General features: G+C 66.2%; 17 protein-coding genes and 1 pseudogene. 7 read left to right on the plus strand and 11 right to left on the minus strand.

Going from position 1 to position 15383, the window contains the following annotated elements; all coding sequences use genetic code 11:
* Positions 1-83: 83 nt before the first annotated feature.
* The 6 genes and pseudogenes from Q1A87_RS04930 to gloB all read right to left on the minus strand — a co-directional run.
* Positions 84-700, minus strand: a pseudogene (locus Q1A87_RS04930) (transposase); the annotation flags it as partial.
* Positions 701-944: 244 nt separating this feature from the next.
* Positions 945-1154, minus strand: coding sequence for a transposase (locus tag Q1A87_RS24150; protein ID WP_363322952.1), 210 nt, complete (start codon positions 1152-1154; stop codon positions 945-947).
* A 3-nt stretch (positions 1155-1157) separates the two neighbouring features.
* A complete protein-coding gene (locus Q1A87_RS04935) occupies positions 1158-1427 on the minus strand; it encodes a hypothetical protein (RefSeq protein ID WP_299647677.1) in 270 nt (89 codons plus the stop codon).
* Positions 1428-1432: 5 nt separating this feature from the next.
* Positions 1433-1795, minus strand: coding sequence for a hypothetical protein (locus Q1A87_RS04940; protein WP_299647679.1), 363 nt, complete (start codon positions 1793-1795; stop codon positions 1433-1435).
* Positions 1796-1910: 115 nt separating this feature from the next.
* Positions 1911-4250, minus strand: a complete 2340-nt coding sequence (gene clpA, locus Q1A87_RS04945; protein ID WP_299647681.1) for an ATP-dependent Clp protease ATP-binding subunit ClpA — start codon at positions 4248-4250, stop codon at positions 1911-1913.
* 147 nt (positions 4251-4397) lie between these two features.
* A complete protein-coding gene (gene gloB, locus Q1A87_RS04950; protein WP_299647683.1) occupies positions 4398-5159 on the minus strand; it encodes a hydroxyacylglutathione hydrolase in 762 nt (253 codons plus the stop codon).
* 58 nt (positions 5160-5217) lie between these two features.
* Here gloB and Q1A87_RS04955 point away from each other — a divergent pair, with 58 nt between their 5' ends.
* On the plus strand, positions 5218-5988 hold the full coding sequence (locus tag Q1A87_RS04955) for a methyltransferase domain-containing protein (protein WP_299647685.1): 771 nt from the start codon (positions 5218-5220) through the stop codon (positions 5986-5988).
* Here Q1A87_RS04955 and Q1A87_RS04960 read toward each other — a convergent pair.
* Positions 5985-6341, minus strand: a complete 357-nt coding sequence (locus Q1A87_RS04960; RefSeq protein ID WP_299647687.1) for a hypothetical protein — start codon at positions 6339-6341, stop codon at positions 5985-5987. The genes Q1A87_RS04955 and Q1A87_RS04960 overlap by 4 nt on opposite strands.
* 273 nt (positions 6342-6614) lie before the next feature.
* On the opposite strand from Q1A87_RS04960, the gene Q1A87_RS04965 reads away from it, so the two are divergent.
* The 6 genes from Q1A87_RS04965 (at position 6615) to Q1A87_RS04990 (ending at position 11970) form a co-directional block, all read left to right on the plus strand.
* Positions 6615-7181: a F0F1 ATP synthase subunit delta gene (locus tag Q1A87_RS04965; protein WP_299647689.1), complete on the plus strand. Its 567-nt coding sequence runs from the start codon at positions 6615-6617 to the stop codon at positions 7179-7181.
* On the plus strand, positions 7181-8719 hold the full coding sequence (gene atpA, locus Q1A87_RS04970; RefSeq protein WP_299647691.1) for a F0F1 ATP synthase subunit alpha: 1539 nt from the start codon (positions 7181-7183) through the stop codon (positions 8717-8719). The genes Q1A87_RS04965 and atpA overlap by 1 nt, the downstream gene beginning before the upstream one ends.
* A gap of 11 nt (positions 8720-8730) precedes the next feature.
* Positions 8731-9609: a F0F1 ATP synthase subunit gamma gene (locus Q1A87_RS04975; protein ID WP_299647693.1), complete on the plus strand. Its 879-nt coding sequence runs from the start codon at positions 8731-8733 to the stop codon at positions 9607-9609.
* A 49-nt stretch (positions 9610-9658) separates the two neighbouring features.
* Positions 9659-11083, plus strand: coding sequence for a F0F1 ATP synthase subunit beta (gene atpD / locus Q1A87_RS04980; RefSeq protein WP_299647695.1), 1425 nt, complete (start codon positions 9659-9661; stop codon positions 11081-11083).
* A 3-nt stretch (positions 11084-11086) separates the two neighbouring features.
* On the plus strand, positions 11087-11494 hold the full coding sequence (locus Q1A87_RS04985) for a F0F1 ATP synthase subunit epsilon (protein ID WP_299647697.1): 408 nt from the start codon (positions 11087-11089) through the stop codon (positions 11492-11494).
* A gap of 125 nt (positions 11495-11619) precedes the next feature.
* The gene (locus Q1A87_RS04990; protein ID WP_299647699.1) at positions 11620-11970 is read left to right on the plus strand and encodes an H-type lectin domain-containing protein; all 351 of its coding nucleotides are present in this window, start codon (positions 11620-11622) and stop codon (positions 11968-11970) included.
* Positions 11971-12079: 109 nt separating this feature from the next.
* Here the strand turns inward: Q1A87_RS04990 and Q1A87_RS04995 are convergent, their stop codons facing one another.
* The 4 genes from Q1A87_RS04995 to Q1A87_RS05010 are packed head-to-tail and all read right to left on the minus strand — an operon-like array spanning position 12080 to position 15205.
* Positions 12080-12946 carry an SMP-30/gluconolactonase/LRE family protein gene (locus tag Q1A87_RS04995; protein ID WP_299647701.1) on the minus strand — a complete coding sequence of 289 codons (867 nt, stop codon included), beginning with the start codon at positions 12944-12946 and terminating at the stop codon, positions 12080-12082.
* Positions 12943-13563 (minus strand): 2-dehydro-3-deoxy-6-phosphogalactonate aldolase, encoded by a 621-nt coding sequence (locus tag Q1A87_RS05000; protein WP_299647703.1) that lies wholly within the window; start codon positions 13561-13563, stop codon positions 12943-12945. The genes Q1A87_RS04995 and Q1A87_RS05000 overlap by 4 nt, the downstream gene beginning before the upstream one ends.
* Positions 13560-14441 (minus strand): 2-dehydro-3-deoxygalactonokinase, encoded by an 882-nt coding sequence (locus Q1A87_RS05005; protein WP_299647705.1) that lies wholly within the window; start codon positions 14439-14441, stop codon positions 13560-13562. The genes Q1A87_RS05000 and Q1A87_RS05005 overlap by 4 nt, the downstream gene beginning before the upstream one ends.
* Entirely contained in the window at positions 14438-15205 is a 768-nt protein-coding gene (locus Q1A87_RS05010) for an SDR family oxidoreductase (protein ID WP_299647707.1), read from the minus strand. Before Q1A87_RS05010 ends, Q1A87_RS05005 begins: the two co-directional genes overlap by 4 nt.
* Positions 15206-15383 lie beyond the last annotated feature (178 nt).

A 15383-nucleotide genomic window follows, 5' to 3' on the forward strand; every position in this document is an offset into this window, starting at 1 on the left:
TCCCTCCTCGCTCTCGGCATCATGCCGATCTTGCGCGGATCATCCACTCATAGCCCCTGTTCAGATTTCCCCAGCCACCTCTCCTCCTTGCGGCCCCATTCGTCGGCTCCGATCGACACCAGGACGCATTGCTTTTCCTCAGCCATGCGCGGCCGGAAGTAGACGCCGTCCGCCCAGATGTAGACGATGCGCCGAGGTCGCGACGCTGCCAACCTTCATACTCCTTCAACCACGCAGCCTTCAGCTGCGAGATCGTGGTCGAGCACAGCCCCGCCGCGTTCGGGCCGAGCAAGGCCGCAAGCGCCTCCTGGAAGTCGGCAGTGGAAATGCCCTTGAGGTAAAGCCAGGCCAGCAGCTCCTCGACGACTTCGCCTTGCGCAGGTAGGGCGGCAGGATGGCCGAGGTGAACCGGACCTTCTCCACCCCGTCGCCGTGGTCTCGCACCCGAGGCACCTTCACCGGCACCGGGCCGATCCCGGTCATGACCTCGCGCTCAGGCAGATGACCATGCCGGACAAGCCGCGCGCCCGTCCTCGGTCGTCGCATCGGCATGGGCCGACATCAGCGCGGCCAGCTCCGCCTCCAGCGCCTGCTCGATCAGCCGGCGCACGCCGGATCGCAGGAGGTCCGTCAGCGGATCGGGCGAAAATCCAGATGGGTCGGGAAGCTCGGTGATGGTAGCTTTCGTCCTGTGGCATATCCCTTTCCCGGCAGAGAATTGAGGCGCGTGAACAACGCCGTGATATGCCGCCCTCAGGGCCATCACCACTTTCAGCTATAGTTCTACATCCGGTGGCTGGAGGCGCGACTGGACGGAATGCAGCCGATACTGTTGGAAAAGTCCGCCCGTGGACGGGCTTGGAAGCGGGCCTGATCTGGGGGACTGCCTTCTTTTAGGCGGTTTTGGGTGCCACAGGTATCAGCTTCGCCATCTTCCGGAAGTTCTAGGCTGTCGCGGCGAGAAGGAACTCGTCTTTCGCTTCGTTCGGTCCTCTGAGGCGCAGCCGGTCGAGTTCTAGGATGCGCTTAAGGTGCGCGAAGAGCATCTCGACCTTTTTCCGGGCGTAGCTCGAGGCAACATAGGCATCCGTCTTGGCGATCGCGCGGGCCCTGTCCCGCGCGTCCTCATGGAGGTGGCACGCGATCTTGCGGATGGCCTAGACCGGCGTGCACCGCGCCCTGAGGGCGCAGACCGAGTAGTCAGCCTTGCTGGCGAAGTAGCGGTAGGTGTTGTCCTTGCACAAGCCGAAGTGCGGCTTGGTCATCGTGCTCCAGTACTTCTTGAGCTTCTTACCGTTCAGGCATGTGTACTCGTTCGCTTGTGCGTCGAAGACGAAGTCCGTTGCCTGGAAGGCACCGTCCTTGCGCGTGGTCTTGTCGAAGACGGGGATGTGCGGCTCAATTTTCTGCTCCCCGACAAGCCTCAAGCCAATCAATAGGTCCTGAGCCTAAAATCCGCCATGTCGCGCACCCGAATTTTCAGCAGGTAGTTTAAGTCGACGGCGACCGCACCCCCGCCGGTCCGATCATGCGGATGGTCATCGCCATGCGGGCCTTCTGCTGGGCGACGACAGGCTTGGCCCTTTGCGCGCACCGCCGATTTCTCGGCATTGGCGCGGCGGGTGCGCATCGGCGATCTGTCCGCCCCGTGGTAGAGGCCCGCCGCCGTTATCGCCCAGCCCAGACACGCGAACAGGTCGGCAAAAATGCCTGCCGCGAGGAGGGCCTCGCGGAAGTCCCGGAAGTTATTCGCATCCGGCACCTGAATCTCGAGTTTGCGCTGGAAGCACAGCATCTACGACGGTTGTTCGGACCATTGTCTACCCAACAACCTGAGCCATCCGTGACCCACACACGCAAAAACCCCCGCCGGAAAAGCGGGGGCTCCAGCATCTCAAAGCGTCCTAGGTTCAGTCCGCGGTCAGGAGCGGTGGGCGCTTGTTCGAGATTTTCGAGGGGCCCGGCTCGTCGATCCGCAGGTCCAGATCGCCGTCCTTGACGCCGACCTTGACCACGCCGCCCTTGGCGAGCTTGCCGAAAAGCAACTCCTCCGCCAGCGGCTTCTTGATGTGCTCCTGAATCACACGGGCCAGTGGGCGTGCGCCCATCTTGTCGTCGTAGCCCTTCTCGGCAATCCACTCGGCCGCCGCACGGGTGAGCTCGATCGAGACGCTGCGGTCCATCAGTTGCGCCTCCAATTGCAGCACGAACTTCTCGACCACCTGCAGGATCGTGTCCTTCGGCAGCGGCGCGAAGCTGATGACCGCGTCCAGACGATTGCGGAATTCCGGCGTGAAAGTCCGCTCGATCGCCGCCGTGTCCTCGCCCTCGCGGCGGTCGCGGCCGAAGCCCACGGCAGCCCGCGCGGCGTCGGAAGCCCCCGCATTCGAGGTCATGATCAGGATCACGTTGCGGAAGTCCACGGCCCGACCGTTATGGTCAGTCAGCTTGCCGTGATCCATCACCTGCAGGAGGATGTTGAACACGTCCGGATGGGCCTTCTCGATTTCGTCGAGCAGCAGCACGCAATGCGGATGCTGATCTACGCCGTCGGTCAGCATGCCGCCCTGGTCGAAGCCGACATAGCCCGGAGGCGCGCCGATCAAGCGGGAAACCGCGTGCTTCTCCATGTATTCGGACATGTCGAAGCGCAGCATCTCGACGCCGAGCGTGTCGGCGAGCTGCTTGGCCACCTCGGTCTTGCCGACACCCGTGGGGCCGGCGAAGAGATAGTTGCCGATCGGCTTCTCGGGCTCGCGCAGGCCGGCACGGGCCAGCTTGATCGCGGAGCTGAGCGCCTCGATGGCCGGGTCCTGTCCGAAGACAACGCGCTTGAGCGAGCCTTCCAGATCGCGCAGCACCTCGGCATCGTCTTTGGAGACGTTCTTCGGCGGGATGCGGGCGATCTTGGCGACCACCGCCTCGATCTCCTTGGTACCGATGGTCTTGCGACGGCGCGAGTCCGGGACGAGCGCCTGCGCGGCGCCGGCCTCGTCGATCACGTCGATCGCCTTGTCCGGCAGCTTCCGGTCGTTGATGTAACGTGCCGACAGCTCCACCGCGGTCTTGATGGCCTCGGCGGTGTACTTGATCGAGTGGTGATCCTCGAAATAGGACTTCACGCCCTTCAGGATCTTGACCGTGTCCTCGACCGAGGGCTCGTTCACGTCGATCTTCTGGAACCGGCGCGACAGGGCGCGGTCCTTCTCGAAATGCTGGCGGAACTCCTTGTAGGTCGTTGAGCCCATCGTCCGAAGCTTGCCGCCGGCCAGCGCCGGCTTCAGCAGGTTCGACGCGTCCATCGCGCCGCCGGACGTGGCGCCGGCCCCGATGACGGTGTGGATCTCGTCGATGAAGAGGACGGCGTCCGGATGCTCCTCGAGTTCGGTCACGACCGCCTTCAGCCGTTCCTCGAAGTCGCCGCGATAGCGCGTGCCGGCCAGAAGCGCGCCCATGTCGAGCGAGTAGATCGTCGCACCGGACAGCACCTCGGGCACCTCGCCCTGCACGATCTTGCGGGCAAGGCCTTCGGCGATGGCGGTCTTGCCCACGCCCGGATCGCCCACGAGGAGCGGATTGTTCTTGCGCCGCCGGCAGAGCACCTGGATCGCACGCTCGACCTCGTGCGCCCGACCGATCAGGGGGTCGATGTCGCCCTTCTCGGACTTGCGGTTCAGGTCGACGGTATACTTGGCGAGGGCGCTCTCGCGGTTTTCCGACGGGTTCGGCCCGCTCGACTCGGAATTGCCCTGGAAGCTCTCGCTCTCCTCCTCGGAGCCCTGCACCGGGCGCGGCTCCCCGAAATCCGGGTCCTTGGCGACACCATGCGCGATGAAGTTGACCGCATCGTAGCGCGTCATGTCCTGCTCCTGCAGGAAGTAGGCCGCATTCGATTCGCGCTCCGCGAAGATCGCGACGAGCACGTTGGCACCCGTCACCTCGGTCCGCCCGGACGACTGGACATGGATCGCGGCCCGCTGGATCACACGCTGGAACGCCGCTGTCGGAACCGCCTCGGATCCGTCGACATCGGTGACGAGGGTCGACAGGTCGTCCTCGATGAACTCCTCGACCGTCTGCTTGAGTTCTTCGAGATTTACGCCGCAAGCCTGCATGACGCGGGCAGCGTCGGGCTCGTCGATCAGAACCAGCAACAGGTGTTCGAGCGTCGCGAGCTCGTGCCGGCGGGCATTCGCTTGGGCCAGAGCCGCATGGATCGCTTGTTCGAGAGTGTTCGAGAACGAGGGCATGATGTTCTCCTGCCTGTCTGCGGTCGACGGGACTGTAGGCCGCGTTTATTTAAGTTTTGGTTGTTGGCCCGAAGGCTTCAACCCTTTTTCGTCGTACTTCGCCGCCCCTGACCCGATTGTTATCCGATAGCGCCGCGCGGACACGCATCAGAATGCGTCCTTCGCGGCACGGGCCGCGGCAAATGTCTCGATATCGGGTTCGCCGTCCGTGCCAGTCGCCGCTTTGACTTCTGCGACATGAGCCCGGAGAAACGGGTTGGTGTTGCGCTCGTCTCCGAGCGTCGACGGAACGGAAGGGCGACCCTTTCCACGTAGCCCCTCGACCTCGGTGATCCTAGAAATAAGGAAATCGTTATCCGGTTCAAGTGTCTTGGCGAAGGCCAGGTTGGTGATGGTGTATTCATGCCCCGACGCGATCAGTGTCTCGTCGGGTAGATCGCCGAATTGCGCAAGCGATGCATGCATTTGCGCCGCCTGGCCCTCGAACAGTCGGCCGCACCCGGCCGCCATCAGGCTATCGCCGGTGAAGGCCACGCCGTCGAACAGGTAGGCGATATGCCCGATCGTGTGACCCGACACGTCGATGACTCGACCCGTCTCCGTTCCGATCTTGACTGCATCGCCGGGTTTCAGCGCGTGATCGAGGCTCGGCAGACGATGCGCATCGGCCGCAGCGCCCCAGACCTCCGCCCCCGTCGCCGCGCGAAGCTCGGCCACGCCCTGCACGTGATCGTCGTGATGGTGCGTCAGAAGGATGTCGGTCAGGGCCCACCCGCGGCGGTCGAGTTCGGCTCGGATCGGCGCCGCCTCGGGCACGTCCACGACCGCCACGCGGTCGCCGGATCGGAACAGGAAGGCGTAATTATCGCGCAGGCAGGGGATGGTCACGAGGTCGGTCGCGAGGGTCATGCATTTCTCCGTGGCTCGGGCTACCATGCCACGAGGAAAACGAAGGGCAACGCCGATCATGCATCTCGACGTGCTGGACCTCCGACATTTCTACTACCGGACCCGGCTCGGCCGAGCGGCGCAGAAGGCGGTGCGCGACCGCCTCCTCGCGCTCTGGCCGGAGGCGAAGGGTCAGACAGTGGCGGGGTTCGGCTTCGCCGTGCCCCTCCTGCGACCCTATCTCGGTGCCGCCCGCCGGGTCATCGGGCTCATGCCCGCGCCGCAGGGCGTGATGCACTGGCCGGCGGGGATGGCGAATGTCTCTACGCTGGTGGAGGAGACGCTCTGGCCCATCGACACGGGACTGGTCGACAAGCTGGTCCTGCTGCACGGGCTCGAGACGTCCGAGAACCCGCCCGCGCTTCTCGAGGAGTGCTCCCGCGTACTAGGACCGGGCGGACGTGCCGTCTTCATCGTGCCGAACCGCTCCGGTCTCTGGGCCCGGCGGGATAGAACGCCGTTCGGTTACGGCCGCCCCTACTCGCTGAGCCAGCTCGAAGCGCAGGTGAAGGGCGCGGGCCTCGTGCCGGAGCGTCATGCCGCGGCCCTCTTCGCGCCGCCCTCGGGGGGCAATTTCTGGCTGCGCTCGGGCGGAATGATCGAGCGGATGGGGCAGCGCCTCTCCCGTTCGGGCGGAGGCGGCGTGATCCTGCTCGAGGTATCGAAGCAAGTGCCGGCCCGGCCGCGCAGCGGTCTGGCCGAACGCGTGCGCCGCCCGCTCCGCGTACTCGAGGGCGTGCCGGAGCCGACCGCGACGGGGCGTCTCTCCGACCAGCCGGGCAGGGCCTAGGTGTTCAGTCCCGGCATCTGCGCGGATCGCGGCCCTGGGGCGACCGGGGGCGTGGCGCCGGCAGCGGGGTCGCGCCGATCGAGCCCGTTTCGCCGGGCGCGCAGCCGTGTCGCGATGCCGATCATGCTGATACCGACAAAGAACACCTGGATGACCAGCGTCGCGATGTTGAACGCGTGCACGAGGCTGGACAGGACCAGCAGGGAGGCCGCCAGGTTCAGCACGAAGTAGGGTGTCGTCGCGGGGGTCAGTACGCGCGAGGTCAGCAACACGTAATTTGTTACGTAGAGCGTCGCGCCCAGGATGCCGCAGACCTGCGACGGGGCCGTGACGGTCTGGACCATCTGCAACATGACGCAACATCCCTTCGCCGTGCCCGTTTACCATGGAGGGCCGCCCCGCTTCGGTAGCACCCGGCGGGAACGCTTTGGAGTAAGGGTTTCCTCACGTCGCCCAGCATCCGGGAGGGGCCGTTCGACGGCGGACGTACGAAGCACAGGGTCGCAGTTGCAGGGTCCGGACCCCTCTGCTAGAGGGAGCGCGATTTCGTGATCCGGCCCTTTTGGGGCAGGGTCTGACGTGGGCCGATCCCGGGGAATTCGGGGGCCGGAAAGACAGTCGAAAGGGTGGACGTGTCCGAACCAGCTTCGATCTCAACGGGGATAGCTCAGCGTTATGCGCAAGCCGTCTTCGAGCTTAGCCGCGAGGGGGATGACCTCGGTAAACTCGAGGCGGACGTGATCGCGCTCGACGAGGCGATCCGGTCCTCCGCCGACCTGCGCGGCGTGTTGGTCTCGCCGCTTGTCAGCCGCGGGGATCAGGGCGCGGCTATAGGCGCGCTGGCCGACAGGATGGGGCTGGGCGACGTGCTGGCGAACACGCTGCGACTGATGGCGTCCAAACGCCGCCTTTTCGTCGTGCCGAACATGATCGCGGTCCTCAAGGACATGCTCTCCGAGCAGCGCGGCGAGGTCACGGCCGAGGTGCGGACGGCCAAGGCGCTCAGCGACGCGCAGGCTGGCAAGCTGGCTCAGGCGCTGAAGTCTTCGACGGGCAAGGATGTCCGCCTCGACGTTACCGTGGACGACGCCCTGATCGGCGGTCTCGTGGTCAAGATCGGCTCGCAGATGATCGACACGTCGGTCCGCGCGAAGCTCAATGCACTCCAGAATACGATGAAAGAGGTTCGGTAATGGCGATCCAGGCTGCGGAAATCTCCGCGATCCTCAAGGACCAGATCAAGAATTTCGGCCAGGAAGCCGAAGTCGCGGAAGTTGGCCGCGTGCTGTCCGTGGGCGACGGGATCGCGCGGGTCTACGGGCTCGACAACGTCAAGGCCGGCGAGATGGTCGAATTTCCGGGCGGCCTGCAGGGGATGGCGCTGAACCTCGAGAGCGACAACGTCGGCGTCGTGATCTTCGGGCCGGATGGCGGCATCAAGGAAGGCGACACCGTCAAGCGGACCAACTCGATCGTGGACGTTCCGGCGGGCGACGCCCTGCTCGGCCGGGTCGTGGATGGCCTCGGCAACCCGCTCGACGGCAAGGGCCCGATCAACACGACGGAGCGCCGCGTTGCCGACGTGAAGGCACCGGGCATCATCCCGCGCCAATCCGTGCACGAACCGATGGCCACTGGCCTCAAGGCCGTCGACGCGATGATCCCGATCGGCCGCGGCCAGCGCGAGCTCATCATCGGTGACCGTCAGACCGGCAAGTCCGCCGTGGCGATGGACACGATCCTCAACCAGAAGAGCTACAACGACGCCGCCGGCGACGACGAGTCAAAGAAGCTCTACTGCGTCTACGTCGCGATCGGCCAGAAACGCTCCACCGTCGCGCAGCTCGTGAAGCGTCTCGAGGAAACGGGCGCGATCGACTATTCCATCGTCGTCGCCGCTACCGCGTCCGATCCGGCGCCGATGCAGTTCCTGGCGCCCTACGCCGCAACCGCGATGGCCGAGTATTTCCGCGACAACGGCCGCCACGCCCTGATCGTCTATGACGATCTCTCCAAGCAGGCCGTGGCCTACCGCCAGATGTCGCTGCTCCTGCGCCGCCCGCCCGGGCGCGAAGCCTATCCGGGTGACGTCTTCTATCTGCACTCGCGCCTGCTGGAGCGCTCGGCGAAGCTCAACGCCGACAACGGCTCGGGCTCGCTCACCGCGCTGCCGATCATCGAGACGCAGGGCGGCGACGTGTCGGCGTTTATCCCGACCAACGTGATCTCGATCACCGACGGCCAGATCTTCCTCGAGACGGAGCTGTTCTACCAGGGCATCCGTCCCGCCGTGAACACCGGCCTGTCGGTCTCCCGCGTCGGTTCCTCCGCGCAGACGAACGCGATGAAGTCGGTCGCCGGCCCGGTGAAACTGTCGCTTGCGCAGTACCGCGAGATGGCCGCCTTCGCGCAGTTCGGCTCCGACCTCGACCCGGCGACCCAGCGGCTCCTGTCGCGCGGCGCGCGCCTGACCGAGCTCATGAAGCAGCCGCAATACTCGCCGCTGACCAATGCCGAGATCGTCTGCGTCATCTATGCCGGTACGAACGGCTATCTCGACAAGGTCGACGTCAAGGATGTCGGCCGTTGGGAGCAGGGGCTTCTCAAGCATCTGCGCGGGCCGGCAAAGGGCGTCCTCGACTTCATCACGACGGAGGACCCGAAGGTGAAGGGCGACGCCGAGGACAAGATCAAGGCGGCGATCGACGACTACGCCAAGAGCTTCGGCTAAGGGGGCCCTCAATGCCTTCTCTGAAGGATCTCAAGAACCGGATCGCGTCGGTCAAGTCGACCCGCAAGATCACCAAGGCCATGCAGATGGTTGCGGCGGCGAAGTTGCGCCGGGCGCAGGACGCGGCGGAAGCGGCGCGTCCCTATACCGAGCGGTTCAATGCCGTGATGGGTCAGCTCGCCTCCTCGGCGAGCGGCAGCGACACGGCGCCGAAGCTCCTGCGCGGGACCGGCTCGGATCAGACGCACTTGCTCGTCGTGATGACGGCGGAACGCGGCCTTTGCGGCGGGTTCAACGCGAATATCGCCAAGCTCGCCAAGCAGCGGGCCGACAAGCTCGTCGCCGAGGGCAAGACGGTGAAGATCATCACCGTCGGCAAGAAGGGCCGTGAGTCGATGCGGCGGGGCTACAGCCAGTACTTCGTCGATCACGTCGACCTGTCGGACGTGAAACGGCTCGGCTACGGCGACGCCTCGGCGATCGCGGCGGACGTGCTCAAGCGCTTCGATGCGGGCGAGTTCGACGTCTCGACGATCTTCTACGCGAAGTTCAACACGGTCATCTCGCAGGATCCGACGGCGCAGCAGATCATTCCGGCCAAGTTCGACGCGCCCGAAGGCGATGCCGGCGCTTCCACGCTCTACGATTACGAGCCGGGGGAGGAGGCGATCCTCGCCGACCTGCTGCCGCGCGCGGTGGCGACGCAGATCTTTGCCGCACTCCTCGAGAACGGCGCCTCCGAGCAGGGCGCGCGGATGTCCGCGATGGACAGCGCGACGCGCAACGCGGGCGAGATGATCGACAAACTGACGATCGAGTTCAACCGCTCGCGGCAGGCCGTCATCACAAACGAGCTGATCGAAATCATATCGGGCGCCGAGGCGCTTTGAGAACGCGGGCGCCGGGGGCGTCCTCAAACCGAACTTGGAGAGACACGACATGGCCAACGCAGTCGGCAAAGTAACCCAGGTCATCGGCGCCGTCGTCGACGTGCGGTTCGACGGCGACCTTCCCGAGATCCTCAACGCGCTCGAGACCGACAACCAGGGCAACCGCCTCGTCCTCGAGGTGGCGCAGCACCTGGGCGAGAACTCGGTCCGCACCATCGCGATGGACTCGACGGAAGGTCTGGTTCGCGGTCAGGAAGTCACCGATACGGGCAAGCCGATCTCGGTTCCGGTCGGTGACGCGACGCTCGGGCGGATCATGAACGTCATCGGCGAGCCGATCGACGAGAAGGGCCCGATCGGCGCGGAGGAGACCCGCTCGATCCACAACCCCGCGCCGGACTTTGCCTCGCAGGCCACGACGTCGGACATCCTCGTTACCGGTATCAAGGTCATCGACCTGCTGGCGCCCTACGCAAAGGGCGGCAAGATCGGTCTGTTCGGGGGTGCTGGCGTGGGCAAGACGGTTCTCATCCAGGAGCTGATCAATAACATCGCGAAGGTGCACTCGGGCTACTCGGTCTTCGCCGGCGTGGGCGAGCGGACGCGCGAGGGGAACGACCTCTACCACGAATTCATCGACGCGGGCGTCATCAACATCGACGATCTCACGCAATCCAAGGTGGCCCTCGTCTTCGGTCAGATGAACGAGCCGCCGGGCGCGCGGATGCGCGTCGCGCTGTCGGGCCTGACCATGGCGGAGCAGTTCCGCGACCAGTCCGGCACGGACGTGCTGTTCTTCGTCGACAACATCTTCCGCTTCACGCAGGCGGGCTCCGAGGTGTCGGCGCTTCTCGGCCGCATCCCCTCCGCCGTGGGCTACCAGCCGACGCTCGCCACCGACATGGGCGCGATGCAGGAGCGGATCACCTCGACCACGCGCGGCTCGATCACCTCCGTGCAGGCGATCTACGTTCCCGCGGACGACTTGACCGACCCGGCACCGGCCACGTCCTTCGCGCACCTCGACGCGACCACCACGCTGAGCCGCGCGATCTCGGAGCTGGGCATCTACCCCGCCGTGGACCCGCTCGACTCGACCTCGCGCCTGATGGACCCGAAAGTCGTGGGCGAGGAGCATTACAAGGTCGCTTCCGACGTGCAGCAGACCCTGCAACGCTACAAGTCTCTGCAGGACATCATCGCGATCCTCGGAATGGACGAGCTCTCGGAAGAGGACAAGCTGACCGTGGCCCGTGCCCGGAAGATCCAGCGCTTCCTGTCGCAGCCCTTCGACGTGGCGCAGGTCTTCACCGGCTCGCCCGGCGTGCAGGTTCCGCTCGAGGAGACGATCGCTTCCTTCAAGGCCGTGGTCGCCGGCGAGTACGACCACCTGCCCGAGGGGGCCTTCTACATGGTCGGTGGCATCGACGACGTGAAGGCCAAGGCCGAGCGCATGGCCGCGGAGGCCGCGTAAGCCATGCGGTTCGAACTCGTCTCACCCGAGCGGCGGCTGGCATCGGTCGACGATGCCCGTGCCGTGCGCATCCCCGGCGCGGACGGGGACCTGACCGCGATGGCCGACCACGCACCGACCATCACCTCCCTGCGCCCCGGCATCCTGACGGTCGAGGGGCCGAACGGCGAGGAGAGCTATGCCGTCACAGGCGGCTTCGCCGAGATCGGCGCGGGCGTCACCGTGCTGGCCGAACGGGCCCGGCACGTGAACGACGTCACGCAGGAAATGTTCGACGATTGGGTGGCGGAGGCGCATCGCTCGCATGCCGACGCGTCCGACGATGGCGTGGATTCGGCGGCCAAGCTGCTCGCCGACATGGTCGCGATGGGTGGGCATATCGGGCTGAACACGAACCAGCCCAACCTCTAGGCGCAATTGCCGGACGACATGGAGGGCCCCTGACTTCGGTTCGGGGCCTTCACCATTTCGATACCCCTGTCCCGGTATCCGACGGGATGTTGGCCATCTTTTCGGCGACGGGGGGGGCGGACGCGATGCGCAAGCTTCAGAACCATCTCATCGGCATCCGTCAGGGCAGCGAGACCCTATTCTCCCATTTCGAGAATGGCGGGGAGATGTGGGCCGGGCGCGGTTCTCGCGAAGTCCGACGTCGGGTGACGTTCGACGCGCCGTTCAAGACCCCGCCCGCCGTGATGACCGCACTCGCCATGTTCGACATCGACGCCGCGACGAACGCACGGGCCGATCTCACCCATGCGAATGTCGACGCGTCCGGCTTCGACCTCATCGTCCGGACCTGGGGAGATACCCGCATTGCCCGGATCCGTGCCGACTGGACCGCCATCGGCGAGATCCGCGGCGAGGACGAATGGGACGTCGATTGAGCCGCGCCGGGCGGGAGCCTTCTTGTGACCGCCTGAAGAAATAGGGCCCGCGCGCGGACGGCGCCCACAAGCCGAGGTCCGGAGTATCGCCGAGGCCCGGAGCTGCCCGTCAGAGCACGACCCGGTGTTCCGCTTGGCCCCGCGTGGGCATGTCGGTCGCGACCCACGTGAAACCGCCGCCCGGCTGATGTTCGAGCGCGCCGTCCGCCAGCCCCTCGGTGGCCGAGGTCACGTACATCGAGCGCAAGTCGTCACCGCCGAAGGCAGGGCAGGTGACATGCGCCGCGCCGCAATCGAGGGCGACGCGAAACCGTCCGTCCGGCCCATGGCATGCGATGCGCCATCCGCCCCATTGCGCGATCCAGAGGTTGCCCTCCGCGTCGCAGACCGCGCCGTCCGGGTTCAGGCCCACGCCGGAGAAGTCCGCAAAAATCTCGGGCTTCCCCGACGGCCAGCCCGCGCGGTCGATATGCTGCTTCCAGATCGCGCCCTTGGCGGTGTCGGCGAAATAGGCGGTGTCCCCGTCCGGCGAGAAGCAGATCGCGTTCGGGATCGTTGTGTCGCGGTAGAGCTTGCGCACTTCACCCCGGAAGTAGCGGTAGATCGCGCCGGCCCCGGGCTCGGCTTTCTTGCCCATCGTGCCGATCCAGAATCCACCGAGCGGATCGGCACGGCCGTCGTTGGACCGCGTCACCGCGTCGTCGGCCTCGAGCGGCGCGACCCGCTCGCGCGCGCCACTCTCTATGTCGAAGTGCCACAAACCGGTTTCCCCCGCCACGAGCAGAGTCGCCTCGTCGATCCAGCCTGCGGCCGAGACCATCTCGTCCCATTGCCATTCGAGCGGCCCGGACGCGTTTCGGGACAGTATCCGGGCCGCAGTGATGTCGAACCAGAAGAGCTGCTTCCGCGTCGGATGCCAGAGCGGTCCTTCCCCCAGGGTGCAGACACGGTCATCGAAATGCTGTGCATGTGTCATTCGCGGCCCTCCCGCTCTGCCGCGCGGTCGTAGGCCTCGACGATGCGGCGGGCCCGTGCGGCGATCTCGTCGACGGGAAGGCCAGGCACGTAGCAGGCCGTGCCCAGCCCGAAGCCGTCGGCACCCGCGTCGAGCCAGGCCGCAAAATTCTCCGGTCCCGCGCCGCCCACGGCGTAGACCGTCGTGCCCGGCGGCAGGATCGCCCGCATCGCCTTCAGCCCGTCCGGCCCGGCCATCGCGCCCGGAAAGAGCTTCAGCCCGCTCGCCCCCGCCCGGAGGGCGGCGAGAGCCTCGGTCGGGGTGAAGATGCCCGGCCAGCTCGCGAGCCCGAGCTCGCGCGTCTTGGCGATCACGTCGGCGTCGCAGTTCGGCGACACGATCAACTGGCCGCCCGCCTCGGCAACGGAATGCACCTCGTTGGTCGAGAGCACGGTTCCGGCGCCGATCGTCGCAGCCTTCCCGTGCGCCGCGACCATCCCGGCGATGGAGCGCAGCGGCTCGGGCGAGTTCAGTGGCACCTCGATCGTGGTGATACCCGCCGCGATCAATGCACCGCAGGCCGGCACGGCGTCATCGGGCGTGATGCCCCGCAGAATTGCTATGAGCGGTCGGGTCACGACACCTCCCTGGCTGCGGCGAGGCCCGCGCGGGTCATCTCGTCCGCAGGCAGGATGATCGGCTGCAATCCCTGCGCGCGCAAGGCCGCATCGTAGGCCGGCGTCGTCGCGGCCGACCCTGTGACGATCACCTCGCGGCCGAGCCACCACGGCTTCGTCGCGGCGAGCTCCGCACCGAGGAGCAATCCCGACAGGAGGGAGCGCGCGGTCGTGGCGTCCTGTCCCAGCAGGAGGTCGGCCGCGCGCAACTCGAACAGGCGGGCGGTCAGCATCTCGGGACGAGAGATCGCGTCGGACAGCGCGTCGAGGAACGGCGCCTCCGACCAACCGTCGCCGGCAAGCGAGTGGCGGAGCACGCTCTGCCCGGCAAGCGTCGCGAAGACCTCGCCGGACATCACCGTGCGGAAGCTGACGATCTCGCCGGCGCTGACATGGACCCATTTGGTATGCGTGCCCGGAAGGCAGACGATCCCGTCGAAAGCGGGGTGCCGGCGGAGGATGCCGGCGATCTGGGTTTCCTCGCCGCGCATGACGTCGAGATGGGGGGCGGTCTGGCTCAGACCCGGCACGATTCGGACGTCGAGGTCCGCATCTTCCGTCGGGACGCGGATCGTGCGGTCAGTCGGCGGCGTACAGGGCACCGGGGCGTAGGGGGCCTCGATCCAGCCCTGCCGCGCGCCGACCATCCCGCAGGCGAAGATTCCGGCCGGTCCGTCGAGCCAATCGCCTGCAAGTGTTCGCAACGTCGGCTCGAACATGTCTTGCGTCAATTGATTCATCCCGTCGCCGCTTTCACGCGTATCGAGCGGCGCCTCGTCCTCCATCAACGTCAGGCGGAGCGCGGACGTGCCCCAATCGGCTGCGATCCAGCGACTCATCCGGTCGTCACCACGCCGGCATCGACGGCGACGAGCTGTCCGGTCATCATCCGGGACGCGTCCGAACAGAGGAAAAGCGTCGGGTTCACGATGTCCGCGGGCTGCAGATGCGTCTTCAGACATTGCCGGTCCAGGAAGGCGTCTAGGCTTTCCGGACTGGCCCATTTCTCCAGCTGCCGTTCGGTCAGCACCCATCCGGGGGCGAGCGCGTTGACGCGGATGCCGTCCGGGCCGAACTCGCGGGCGAGGGACCGCGTCATCCCGGTGATCGCCGCATTGCTGCTCGTGTAGACGGCATAGCCCGCGTTGCCCATCATGTAGCTGATCGAGGAGAAGTTCAGGATGTGGCCATAGCCCAGTGCCTTCATCGCGCGGATCGCATGCTGACAGGCGAAGAAATAGGCCTTCATGTTGATCGCGGTCGACCAGTCGTAGAACGCCTCGTCCACGTCCAGCGTTGCGTGCCGCTGATCGTTGGCGGCGTTGTTGACCAGGCGCGTGACCGGTCCGTGCGCCTCGGCCGCCCGGTCCATCGCGGCGCGCAGCGTCGTCATGTCGGTGACGTCGCCCTGCGCGAAGAGGGGCGCGCGCCCTGTCTCCGCCTCCATCCGCGCGACGAAGGCGGTGGCGTCGGAACGGCCGATGAAGGCCACCCGCGCGCCCTGCCGCAGGAAACCCTCGGTCAGGCTGGCCCCGATGCCCGAGCCGCCGCCCGTGATGAAGACCGAGGCGCCGTCGAGATCGGGAAAGACAGGGCTGGTCACGTTGTCGGGCTCCGGGTCGGGTCGCAGGTTTCTTCCGATCAATGCCGGTTCCGTGATTTGGTGTCGAGTGCGAGCGGATCGGACGACCGTGGCAGTTCCGGTGCCGGGACGCGTGGAGCGACGCTTCGTCGGCGCGAGATTGTGCTGGCTGTCCTTTGCGAGATCGGATTGCACTACC

This window comes from uncultured Jannaschia sp., assembly GCF_947494055.1.
Taxonomy (GTDB): Bacteria; Pseudomonadota; Alphaproteobacteria; order Rhodobacterales; family Rhodobacteraceae; genus Jannaschia.